Below are 11,616 nucleotides of genomic sequence, written 5' to 3'. Positions count from 1 at the left end.
GTCGTTGATCAGGAATTCGAGGTGGGTCTCGCCGCCGTACCAGCCGGCGCCGGTCTCGCCGATGTAGCGGCCGGTGGCGCCCATCTGCAGGCCGCGGTCGAGCATCAGGCGCGGGTACAGCGTCAGGTCGCGGTTGGGCGCGATGTTGAAGTAATAAGGCACCATCACTTCGGCCGCGCCCTTGGCGCCGAAACCGACGCTCGGCGGCAGCCAGCCGGAACGGCGCGCGCCCGACAGCGAAAACGACAGCGCCGGCGAGCCGAGGATGGGGAAGCCCTTGAAGTACACCACCGTGCCGCCGGCCACGCCGACGTCGCGGCCGGCGTCGAGGCGCAGCGTGCTCGCCCTCAGGTACCAGTCGGGGCTGGTGCCTTCGCAGGTGCTGTAGGTGCCGTTGATGACCACGGCCTCGTCTTCGCTGATGAAGTCGAGGCGTCCGGCGCCGCCCTGGGCGTTGTTCATTTCGAGCTTGTACTTCGGCTCGAGCACGTAACCCTTGCCGGAGCTGAGGTTCAGTTTCAGTTCGTCGCCGCTGTAGCGGTCACCGAAGCGCTCCATGAACACATTGCCGCGCGCGGTCACTTCGTCTTCCACCACCTTGTAGCAGGCGGAGTCGGCCGTGACGCGCGTTTTGCCACGTATCAGTTCGACATCACGCTGAAGCACGACTTCGCGGTCGGGGCGGCCTGTTATTTGTTCGGCAAGCACCGTGACCGGCGCGTCCGGGTCTTCGGTCCTGTCTGCGGCAGGTGCTGTCTGGGCGTGCACCGGCACCGCGGTGGCGGTGACGATCGCTGTCAAGGCGTAGGCCCAGCGCTGCGAGGGTAATGGAGCCGGAATCCAGCTCATGAAAAGATACGTGCAAACACCATAGCAGGCGCTTTTTTGAGTTTAATCCCTTATTATATGGGATTGTGTCACTCAAACGGATTCCACAGGCTGCTTCATGTCTTTATTGTCATCTACTACCCCCGCACCCCAGTCCGACGCCCGCCTGCAGCAACTCTCAGCATGGCTCGGAACGCTTAACCTGGTGCAGGTCGAGACCCAGCGCCCTGCCTCGTCCGACGCCAGCTTCCGCCGCTACTTCCGCCTCGACGTGATGCCCGAACTGCGCGCCAAACTGGGCGACACGCTGATCGCGATGGACGCGCCGCCCGAGCGCGAAAACGTGCCGGCCTTCGTCCATGTGCAAGGCCTGCTGCTCGAAGCCGGCGTGACCGTTCCCGCCATCGTCGCGCAGGACGTGCCCAACGGCTTCCTGCTGCTGTCCGACCTCGGCACCACCACCTACCTGCAGCGCCTCGACATCGACAACGCGCCGTTCATGTATTCGGACGCGGTCGACGCGCTGATCCAGTTCCAGCTGCACAGCAAGCCGGACGTGCTGCCGAACTACGACCGCGCCTTCATCGAGCGCGAGCTGAACCTGTTCCCCGAATGGTATGTCGGCAAGCACCTCGGCATCACCATGACGCCGGAACAGGGCGAGCAGCTGAACAAGGTGTTCGAGGCGATCATCGCCAACAACCTGGCGCAGCCGCAGGTGTTCATGCACCGCGACTTCCATTCGCGTAACCTGATGTTCATCGACCAGGGCAACCCGGGCGTGCTGGACTTCCAGGATGCGGTGTTCGGCCCGGTCACCTACGACCTCGGCTCGCTGCTGCGCGACGCCTACATCCAGTGGGACGAGGAAGTGGTGCTGGACTGGGTGGTACGCTACTGGCAGCGCGCCAAGCAGGTCGGCCTGCCGGTCAATCCGGATATCGACGCCTTCTACCGCGACTTCGAATTCATGGCGCTGCAGCGCCACCTGAAGATCCTCGGTATCTTCTGCCGCCTGAACTACCGCGACAGCAAGGCGATCTACATGGGCGATTTGCCAACCGTGGCCGATTACGTGCGCAAGACCGCCAACCGCTACACCGTGCTCAAACCGCTGGTGCGCCTGCTCGACACGTTCGAGGACAAGGCGCCGCAGGTCGGCTACACCTTCTGATCGCAGGCTCCAAATGAAAGCAATGATTTTTGCCGCCGGCCGCGGCGAGCGCATGCGTCCGCTGACGGACACCTGCCCGAAGCCGCTGCTGAAAGTACGCGGCCGTCCGCTGATCGTGTGGCACGTCCTTAACCTGGTGCGCGCCGGGATCACCGAGATCGTCATCAACCACGCCCACCTCGGCCACATGATCGAAGAAGAACTGGGCGACGGCAGCAAGTACGGCGCGCAGATCGCGTACTCGCACGAGGAAACCGCGCTCGAAACGGCGGGCGGCATCGCCAATGCGATGCACCTGCTGGGCGACGAACCGTTCGTGGCGGTATCGGGCGACATCTACTGCCCCTACTTCGACTTCGAACAGGTCGAGGACGTATTGCACGACAAGGACATGTGGGGCAACCCCTACCCTGCCGACAAACGCGACGTGTGCTGGCTGTACCTGACGCCGAACCCGTGGCACAACCCGGAAGGCGACTTCGCGCTGAACATGTACTCGGTGTCCAACGAAGGCACGCCGAAGTGGAACTTCGCCAATATCGGCGTCTACCGTCCCGAGATGTTCGCGGCGATCAAGCCGGGCGAGAAGGTCCGCATCGGGGGCTTGATGCGCGAATACGCCGACCGCGGCCAGGTCGGCGGCGAAGTGTACGAAGGCGAATGGGTGAACGTCGGCACCGTCGCGCAGCTCGACGAACTCAATGCACCGCTGGCCAAAAAGGCAAAGGCATGAAACAGCACATGGCGCGGCGCGAGCGGCTGCTTGGGCAGATGCCCGCGGGCGCCGTCGCGGTACTGGCCACCGCGCCTGAAGTGCCGCGCAACGCCGACAGCGACTACCCCTACCGCCACGACAGCGCCTTCTATTACCTGACCGGCTTCACCGAGCCCGAAAGCGTGGTGGTGCTGGCGGCCGCGCGCGACGGCCAGCCCGCGAAGGCTGTGCTGTTCTGCCGCGACAAGGACCTGGAGCGCGAAATCTGGGACGGCTTCCGCTACGGTCCCGAAGCCGCGCGCGAAGCGTTCGGCTTCGACGAAGCCTGGTCGATCCGAGACATCGACACCGAGCTGCCGAGGCTGTTGGCCAACGCCTCGGCACTGTTCTATCCGCTGGCGCACAGCGCGGCCTTCGACGCGCGCGTCAAGGGATGGCTGGACAAGGTGCGCAGCCAGTCGCGCACCGGCGTCACCGCGCCCACCAGCGCGCACGACCTGCTGGCACTGCTCGACGAGATGCGGGTGTTCAAGGACGACCATGAAGTGGCGACGATGCAGCGCGCGGCCGACATCTCGGCGCGCGCCCACGCCCGCGCCATGCGCGCCACCCGTCCCGGCATGTTCGAATATGAAATCGAAGCGGAACTGCTGCACGAATTCCGCCGCAGCGGCGCCCAGTCGCCGGCGTATTCGTCGATCGTCGCGGCCGGCGCCAACGCCTGCGTGCTGCACTACAACGCCAACAACGCACGGGTAGCCGACGGCGACCTGGTGCTGATCGACGCCGGCTGCGAACTGGATAGCTACGCCTCCGACATCACCCGCACCTACCCCGCCAACGGCCGCTTTAGCGCGCCCCAGCGCCAGCTGTACGAACTGGTGCTGGCCGCGCAGGCTGCGGCGCTGGCGGCCATCGTTCCGGGCCAGCGCTACAGCGGCATCCACGACGCGGCGGTGCAGGTACTGGCGCAGGGCATGCTCGACACCGGCCTGCTCGACAAGGCCAAGTACGGCAGCGCCGAGGACGCGATCGCGGCGCGCGCACACCTGCAGTTCTACATGCACGGCACCGGCCACTGGCTGGGCCTCGACGTGCATGACGCGGGCGCCTACCGCGACGTCACCCGCGACGACAAGCCGTCGCGCATCCTGCAACCGGGAATGGCGCTGACCGTCGAACCCGGCATCTACGTGCGTCCCGCTCCCGGCGTGCCGGAACAGTTCTGGAACATCGGCATCCGCATCGAGGACGATGTGGTGGTGACCCCAGGCGGCCATACGATCCTCAGTGCAGCGGCGCCGAAATCGGTGGCCGACATCGAACAGCTCATGCAGCAGCCTTAAGCAATGGAAGCCAGGGAACACAATCTCGACGTGGCGATCTGCGGCGCCGGCCCGGTGGGCATGGCGCTGGCGGCGCTGCTGGTCCAGCGCGGCATGCCGGCGCAGCGCGTCGGCCTGGTCGACGCCAAGCCGCTGTCCGCTTCGCTGGCGGACCCGCGCTCGATCGCCCTGTCCTACGGCAGCCGCCAGGTGCTCGAAGCCATCGGCGCGTGGCCGATGGCGGCGACGCCCATTCATGAAATCCACGTATCGCGGCGCGGCCACTTCGGCCGCAGCATGATCGACTGCGCCGAACAAAAGGTGCCAGCGCTGGGCTATGTTGCGCGCTACGGCGACGTCGCCGGCATACTGGCCTCCGTATGCGAACGCATGGGAATTGCCGTCATCCGGCCAGCGCGCGTGGCCGCCAAGACGGAAGACAGCGACGGCGTCGTGCTGACGCTCGACGATGAACGCACGATCGGCGCGCGTCTCGCGGTGCAGGCCGAAGGCGGCGTGTTCGGCGCGCAGCCGGCGCGCGAACTGCAACGCGACTACGGCCAGACCGCGGTGATCGCGCGCGTCAGCGCCAGCCTGCCAGTGGCGCACCGCGCCTATGAACGGTTTACCGAAGAAGGTCCGCTGGCGCTGTTGCCGCAGGACGGCGACGACCGCCAGCAATACGCGCTCGTGTGGTGCACGCGTCCCGCGCGCGCACAGGAGTTGCTGGCACTGGACGATGCGCAATTCCTGGCGCAGCTGGGCGAGGCCTTCGGTGCCCGCCTCGGGCGCTTCACCGGCACCACCAGGCGGGTGTCCTACCCGCTCGGCCTCAACGCGGGCGAAGCAGCCACCGAACGCACGGTCGCCATCGGCAACGCGGCGCAGACGCTACACCCGGTCGCCGGCCAGGGACTGAACCTCGGCCTGCGCGACGCCGCCGTGCTGGCGCGCCTGCTGGCGCGCGACGCGTCACCGGCAGCACTGGCGCGCTTTGCGCAGGAGCGCAAGGCCGACCGCAAGCTGGTGGTAAGCCTGACCGACACGATGGCGCGCGTGTTCGCCAACAATGACCGTTCGCAGGCGCTGCTGGGCCTTGGGCTCGGCCTGCTCGACACCTTTACCCCGGCCCGTTCGCTGCTGGCCGAAACGATGATGTTCGGCCACCGTGGCAAATAAGCCGCCACACATCAATGCCGCAGTGTCTTGCCGACGTGAATGTATGCGGGAACAAGACGAAAAACTGCAGGGCGTGGGAGAATAAGCGGACAACGTTCCGTCCAGTGATTTCCCATGATCACCGCCCTGCCAGCCTCTCTGATGTTGGCACTGATCGAAGAGTCCCTCGATGCCGTGCTCATCATTGACGACGCATGCACCATCCGCTACGCCAACCACGCGATGCATGTGCTCTGCGGTTACGCCATCGGTGCGCTGCCGGGCAGCTCGGTCGACTGCGTGCTGCCGGAAGCAGCTGCGGCCCAGCGCCGCGCCAATGACAGGCACCGTGGCAACGGAGCGTTCGGCAAGGTCGGCGAGTCCGTCCTGAGGCATCAGTGCGGCGAGCAGATTCCGGTCGAGATGAAGGCGCTGGACCTCGGAATGCACGACGGCACCCGCTACTTCGGCGCCTTTATCGAGGACCTGCGCCCGCGCCGGCGGATGGAGGAAAAGCACGCCGAGCTGATGGCAGCTCTAGAACGCCAGGCGATGACCGACCCGCTGACCGAAATCGCCAACCGGCGCTCCTTCGACGCCGAAGCCGGGCAGATGATGGCGCTGGGATGGCGCCGCGGCGCCGACATGGCCGTCGGCATCGCCGACATCGACCACTTCAAGAAAATCAATGACGACCATGGCCACCCTGTCGGCGACGAGGTGCTGCGCGAGATTGCCAGACGCATGATCGCAGCGGCGCGCACGACCGACTTTGTGGCGCGCATCGGCGGCGAGGAATTCGGCCTGCTGTTCCCCGACACATCGTCGGAAACCGCCATCGGCGTGGCGGAGCGGATCAGGGAAGCGATTGCGACGGAGCCGATAACGACCGCCGCCAACAAGAAGCTGGCAGTCACGATCAGCATCGGGCTGGCGACGCTGCCGCCGGGGACAGCGCTGGACGAGGCGCTGGGCACTGCCGACTGCGCGCTCTACAAGGCCAAGGATGGTGGCCGCAACCGGGTCGAAAGCCTGTGACGGCCGGTTGCGGCGCAGGACTACTTAGTCGACGGCCTTGACCATCGATTCCAGCACCTTCTTCGCATCGCCGAACACCATCATCGTGTTCGCCTGGTAGAACAGTTCATTGTCCAGGCCCGCGTAGCCGGAAGCCATCGAGCGCTTGTTGACGATGATGCTCTTGGCCTTGTAGGCCTCGAGGATCGGCATGCCGGCGATCGAGGACTTCGGATCCTTGGCGGCCGGGTTGACCACGTCGTTCGCGCCCAGCACCAGCACCACGTCGGTCTGGCCGAATTCGCTGTTGATGTCCTCCATCTCGAACACCTGGTCGTACGGCACCTCGGCTTCGGCCAGCAGCACGTTCATGTGGCCCGGCATGCGGCCCGCCACAGGGTGGATCGCGTACTTCACGCTGACACCCTGGTGGTTCAGCTTCTCGACCAGCTCCTTGAGCGCATGCTGTGCGCGCGCCACCGCCAGGCCGTAGCCAGGAACGATGATCACCGATTCGGCATTGGCCATGATGAAGGCAGCATCGTCGGCGGAACCCGACTTGACCGGGCGCTGTTCCTTGGACTCGCCACCGCCGGCAGCCGCGGCCTCGCCGCCGAAGCCGCCCAGGATCACGTTGAAGAAGGAGCGGTTCATCGCCTTGCACATGATGTACGAGAGGATCGCACCGCTCGAACCGACCAGCGAACCTGCGATGATCAGCATCGAGTTATTCAGCGAGAAGCCGATGCCCGCCGCCGCCCAGCCCGAATAGCTGTTCAGCATGGACACCACCACCGGCATGTCGGCGCCGCCGATCGGGATGATGATCAGCACGCCGAGCACGAAGGACAGCGCCGCCATGATGATGAACGGGGTCCACGCCGGCTCCACCGCGTCGGAGAAGCAGAACATCAGGCCAAGCGCGACGATGGCAATCGCGATCGCCAGGTTGAGCATGTGCTGGCCGGCGAAGCTGACCGGCGCGCCCTGGAACAGGCGGAACTTGTATTTGCCCGACAGCTTGCCGAAGGCAATCACGGAACCCGAGAAGGTGACGGCGCCGACGAAGGTACCGATGAACAGCTCGAGGCGGTTACCGAACGGCAGTGCCATGCTACGCTCGGTGATCTGGAACATCCACGGTTCCGACACCACGGCCACCGCGATACAGACGGCGGCCAGACCGATCAGCGAGTGCATCGCCGCCACCAGTTCCGGCATCTTGGTCATCTCGACCTTTTTCGCCGCAATGGCGCCTATGCCGCCGCCCACGACCAGGCCGATGATCACCAGACCGTAGCCCATGGAGCCGGTGGCCATCTGGGTCTTGAGCTTGAGGATCAGCGCCACGGTGGTGACGGTGGCAATCGCCATGCCGATCATGCCGAAGGCGTTACCGGCGCGCGCGGAGGATGGCGAGGACAGGCCCTTGAGCGCCTGGATGAAGCAGACCGAGGCCACCAGGTACAGCATGGTGACCAGGTTCATGGTGATGAAATTCATGCCTGGCCTCCCGACTTGGCCTTCGGTTCCTTCTTCTTGAACATCTCGAGCATGCGCTGCGTGACGAGGAAGCCGCCGAACACATTGACCGCGGCGAGTGCCACGGCGATGGTGCCGGCAACCTGGCCGACCATGCCCTCGGTCAGCGCGGCGGCCAGCATGGCGCCCACGATGATGATGGCGGAGATGGCGTTGGTCACGGCCATCAGCGGCGTATGCAGCGCCGGGGTGACGGTCCAGACAACGTGGTAGCCGACGTAGATCGCCAGCACGAAGATGATCAGATTGATGATGGTTGGACTGATGGCGTCCATGTTAACTCCCTATATTATTTGCAGTCGAAACGGGCCGCGGCCCGCCCTGTCGTTCTTATTTGCGCAGCACTTCCCCGCCCGCGCATACCAGCGTCGCTTTCAGGATCTCGTCCTCGCGGTCGATCGCCAGGTTTTCGTCCTTGTCGATGATCAGCTTGAGGAAGTCGAGCACGTTGCGCGCGTATAGCGCAGAAGCGTCGGCGGCCACCAGCGACGCCAGGTTAGGCTCGCCGATGATCGACACGCCATGCCGGACGACGGTCTTGTTCAATTCCGACAGGGGGCAGTTGCCGCCCTGTTCCACCGCGAGGTCGACGATCACCGAACCGGGTTTCATCGCCTTGACGGTTTCTTCCGAAATCAGCACAGGGGCCGGACGGCCGGGAATCAGCGCGGTGGTGATGATGATGTCGGCCAGTTTGGCGCGTTCGTGCACCAGGTCGGCCTGGCGGCGCATCCAGTCCGCCGGCATCGGGCGCGCATAGCCGCCCACGCCCTGCGCGATTTCCCTCTCTTCGTCACTGATGAATGGTACGTCGATGAACTTGGCGCCCAGCGATTCGACCTGCTCCTTGACCGGGGGACGCACGTCCGAGGCTTCGATCACCGCGCCGAGGCGCTTGGCGGTCGCAATCGCCTGCAGGCCGGCCACGCCCACGCCCATGATCAGCACGCGCGCGGCTTTCACCGTGCCGGCCGCCGTCATCAGCATCGGCGTGAAGCGCTGGTAGGCATTCGCCGCCATCATCACGGCTTTGTAGCCGGCGATGTTGGCCTGGGAGGACAGCACGTCCATCGACTGGGCGCGGGTAATGCGCGGGACGGCTTCGAGGGCAAAGGCGGTCAGGCCCGATGCGGCCATCGCGGCGATGGTCTCGGCGTCGAAAGGATTCAACATGCCGATCACCACGGTGTTCGGCTTCATCAGCGCGCGCTCTTCCGCATTGGGTGCGCGCACCTTCAGCACTACGTCGCAGCCGAAGGCATCGGCTGCGCTGCCGATGGTGGCGCCGGCGGCGGCGTAGGCCTCGTCGATGTTCGAAGCGGCCACGCCCGCTCCGGACTGGACTACCACCTGGTGCTTCGCGGCCAGCTTCTTAACGGTCTCGGGTGTTGCAGCGACCCGGGTTTCGCCCGCCCGCGTTTCGGCGGGTATGCCTATCCTCATAAATGCCTCCATAAGTGAAATAATGAAATAGATAGTACACGGAAATTATTCTTCCGATCATTGTTGGCTTATTTCCAAGGCCATGTTGGATTTTCGAGCCGCCACATGTTGCAAATACAGAAAGATTTGACGATTTCTTGTATCAGATCAATGTGTTACTTCCATGCATACAGCATCGGCGAGGCTGCGGGCGAGCAACTATGGATAAGCAAGGTAAAATGTCGGCTTCATTTTGAGGACGCCATGCCACATACCTGGAAACCGTCAGTCACCGTAGCCGCGATCATCGAGCGCGACGGCCGCTTCCTCCTGATCGAGGAAGAGACCAGCGAAGGCGTGCGCCTGAACCAGCCGGCCGGCCACCTCGATCCGTTCGAGACGCTGGAACAGGCAGTGGTGCGCGAAGTGATGGAAGAGACGGCGCACGATTTCATTCCGCACGCGCTGGTCGGCATGTACATGTCGCGCTACACCTCGAAACGGCGCGGCACCGATGTGACCTACCTGCGATTCACCTTCTGCGGCGAAGCGGGCAAGGAGTATGACCAGCCGCTCGACCACGGGATCCTTCGTACACTGTGGATGACGCGCGACGAAATGGCGGCCTGCCAGGAACGCCACCGGAGCCCGATCGTGCTTCGCTGCGTCGACGACTACCTTGCTGGCAAGCGCACCTCGCTCGACCTGCTGCATACACACGAATCGGTCTTCGAAGACGGACTCACACTAAAAACGGATGTCACCTGAAATGAGCAAGAAAAAAGTCGTGATCGGCATGTCGGGAGGAGTCGACTCCTCGGTCGCGGCGTGGATGCTGAAGGAACAAGGCTATGAAGTCATCGGCCTGTTCATGAAAAACTGGGAAGACGACGACGACTCCGAATTCTGCTCGTCGCGCCAGGACTGGATCGACGCGGCCAGCGTGGCCGACGTGGTGGGTGTGGACATCGAAGCGGTCAATTTCGCCGCCGAATACAAGGACCGCGTGTTCGCCGAGTTCCTGCGCGAGTACCAGGCCGGCCGCACGCCGAATCCGGACGTGCTGTGCAACGCCGAGATCAAGTTCAAGGCCTTCCTCGACCACGCGATGCACCTCGGCGCCGACCTGATCGCCACCGGCCACTACGCGCGGGTACGCGAGAACAACGGCGCCTTCGAGCTGCTGAAGGCAGTCGACGCGACCAAGGACCAGAGCTACTTCCTGCACCGCCTGAACCAGGCGCAGTTGTCCAAGACCCTGTTCCCGTTGGGCGAAATCCCGAAGACCGAAGTGCGCAAGATCGCCGAGCGCCTGGCGTTGCCGAACGCGGCCAAGAAGGACTCGACCGGCATCTGCTTCATCGGCGAGCGTCCGTTCCGCGACTTCCTGAACCGCTACCTGTCGTACAAGCCGGGCCCGATGAAGACCGACGACGGCACTGTCGTGGGCGAGCATGTGGGGCTGTCGTTCTACACGCTGGGCCAGCGCAAGGGCATCGGCGTGGGCGGCATGAAGGCGTACAAGAATCCGGACGGTTCGAGCGACGCGTGGTATGTCGCGCGCAAGGACGTCGCCACCAACACGCTGTGGATCGTGCAGGGGCACGACCATCCGTGGCTGCTGTCGGGGTCACTGGATGCTGGCCAGGCCAGCTGGATCGCCGGCGTGCCGCCTGCGCCGCGCGCACTGAACGCCAAGACGCGCTACCGCCAGGCTGACGTGGCGTGCGAGGTGAGGCCGGAAGGAATGGACCGTTTCGCGCTGACCTTCACCGACCCGCAATGGGCGGTAACGCCGGGCCAGTCGGCCGTTCTGTACGACGGCGACGTCTGCCTCGGCGGCGGCATCATCGACGGCTCCGCGAAACCGTAAGAAGAAGAGACAGTGGCTGCCGGGTTAACTTCCGAGCAGCCATGGTCGGTAGGGCGGATAAGGTCAAAGACCGCATCCGCGTGCGCACCGTTAGCGGCACCTGACCGCCAACCGCACCAATCACTTATAAAAAACTTCGACCTTGCCCTTCAGCTTGATCAGCATCGGCTTGCCCTTGCGGTCGAGCGTCTTACCCGCGGCAACCTTGATCCAGCCTTCGCTGATGCAGTATTCCTCAACGTTGGTCAGTTCTTTGTCATTGAATTTAATGCCTACGTCGTGCTGGAACACGGCAGGGACGTGGTGAGGGCTGCGCGGATCGATCGACAGGCGGTCCGGCAGTGGAGGGAGTGTAGAGGTATCGTTCATGGGCCGGAATTATCCTCCACAAATCCAAACGGTACAACCCGCACCATTGGGTCTTGGGAAGAGTGAGCTCCCGACTAACTCAAGTGGAATCTTCGCGTGGGAAGTTCTGCTTACGCCCCGAAGTGGGAGTCCCACGGCGGGCGCTGGGTGTTGTCGTTTCATGGTTTGCTCGCTTTCGCACGATATTGGCCGA

Annotated in this window: 12 protein-coding genes; 7 read left to right on the top strand and 5 right to left on the bottom strand. The window is 64.2% G+C overall.

Annotation, left to right across the window (positions count from 1 at the left end; genetic code table 11):
* Positions 1-849: LPS-assembly protein LptD (locus D3872_RS06150; RefSeq protein WP_147373820.1), on the bottom strand; the 849-nt coding region annotated here is incomplete at its 3' end.
* Positions 850-946: 97 nt separating this feature from the next.
* On the opposite strand from D3872_RS06150, the gene D3872_RS06145 reads away from it, so the two are divergent.
* The 5 genes from D3872_RS06145 to D3872_RS06125 all read left to right on the top strand — a co-directional run bounded on the left by D3872_RS06145 (position 947) and on the right by D3872_RS06125 (position 6,238).
* On the top strand, positions 947-2,002 hold the full coding sequence (locus tag D3872_RS06145) for an aminoglycoside phosphotransferase family protein (protein ID WP_119809954.1): 1,056 nt from the start codon (positions 947-949) through the stop codon (positions 2,000-2,002).
* A 13-nt stretch (positions 2,003-2,015) separates the two neighbouring features.
* Complete coding sequence (gene murU, locus D3872_RS06140; protein WP_119809953.1) at positions 2,016-2,735, top strand: N-acetylmuramate alpha-1-phosphate uridylyltransferase MurU; 720 nt, start codon at positions 2,016-2,018, stop codon at positions 2,733-2,735.
* The gene (gene pepP / locus D3872_RS06135; RefSeq protein ID WP_119809952.1) at positions 2,732-4,063 is read left to right on the top strand and encodes a Xaa-Pro aminopeptidase; all 1,332 of its coding nucleotides are present in this window, start codon (positions 2,732-2,734) and stop codon (positions 4,061-4,063) included. Before murU ends, pepP begins: the two co-directional genes overlap by 4 nt.
* A gap of 3 nt (positions 4,064-4,066) precedes the next feature.
* Positions 4,067-5,221, top strand: coding sequence for an FAD-dependent monooxygenase (locus D3872_RS06130; RefSeq protein WP_119809951.1), 1,155 nt, complete (start codon positions 4,067-4,069; stop codon positions 5,219-5,221).
* Between the two features lie 141 nt (positions 5,222-5,362).
* The gene (locus D3872_RS06125; RefSeq protein ID WP_182915704.1) at positions 5,363-6,238 is read left to right on the top strand and encodes a sensor domain-containing diguanylate cyclase; all 876 of its coding nucleotides are present in this window, start codon (positions 5,363-5,365) and stop codon (positions 6,236-6,238) included.
* A gap of 24 nt (positions 6,239-6,262) precedes the next feature.
* Here D3872_RS06125 and D3872_RS06120 read toward each other — a convergent pair whose 3' ends face one another.
* The 3 genes from D3872_RS06120 to D3872_RS06110 are packed head-to-tail and all read right to left on the bottom strand — an operon-like array spanning position 6,263 to position 9,202.
* Positions 6,263-7,720 (bottom strand): NAD(P)(+) transhydrogenase (Re/Si-specific) subunit beta, encoded by a 1,458-nt coding sequence (locus tag D3872_RS06120; RefSeq protein WP_119809949.1) that lies wholly within the window; start codon positions 7,718-7,720, stop codon positions 6,263-6,265.
* Positions 7,717-8,034: an NAD(P) transhydrogenase subunit alpha part 2 gene (locus D3872_RS06115; RefSeq protein WP_119809948.1), complete on the bottom strand. Its 318-nt coding sequence runs from the start codon at positions 8,032-8,034 to the stop codon at positions 7,717-7,719. The genes D3872_RS06120 and D3872_RS06115 overlap by 4 nt, the downstream gene beginning before the upstream one ends.
* 55 nt (positions 8,035-8,089) lie before the next feature.
* Complete coding sequence (locus D3872_RS06110; RefSeq protein ID WP_119809947.1) at positions 8,090-9,202, bottom strand: Re/Si-specific NAD(P)(+) transhydrogenase subunit alpha; 1,113 nt, start codon at positions 9,200-9,202, stop codon at positions 8,090-8,092.
* Between the two features lie 243 nt (positions 9,203-9,445).
* Between D3872_RS06110 and D3872_RS06105 the strand changes: the two genes are divergently transcribed.
* Positions 9,446-9,949 carry an NUDIX hydrolase gene (locus D3872_RS06105; protein WP_119809946.1) on the top strand — a complete coding sequence of 168 codons (504 nt, stop codon included), beginning with the start codon at positions 9,446-9,448 and terminating at the stop codon, positions 9,947-9,949.
* Between the two features lies 1 nt (position 9,950).
* A complete protein-coding gene (mnmA, locus tag D3872_RS06100) occupies positions 9,951-11,054 on the top strand; it encodes a tRNA 2-thiouridine(34) synthase MnmA (protein ID WP_119809945.1) in 1,104 nt (367 codons plus the stop codon).
* A gap of 120 nt (positions 11,055-11,174) precedes the next feature.
* On the opposite strand, the gene D3872_RS06095 is transcribed toward mnmA, so the two are convergent.
* The gene (locus D3872_RS06095; RefSeq protein WP_119809944.1) at positions 11,175-11,423 is read right to left on the bottom strand and encodes a DUF3297 family protein; all 249 of its coding nucleotides are present in this window, start codon (positions 11,421-11,423) and stop codon (positions 11,175-11,177) included.
* Positions 11,424-11,616 lie beyond the last annotated feature (193 nt).

Source organism: Massilia cavernae (assembly GCF_003590855.1).
In the GTDB taxonomy this organism is placed as follows: Bacteria; Pseudomonadota; Gammaproteobacteria; order Burkholderiales; family Burkholderiaceae_D; genus Telluria_A; species Telluria_A cavernae.
The sequence above is the reverse complement of the archived record's forward strand: the minus strand, read 5'-3'. Positions and strand labels throughout refer to the sequence as shown.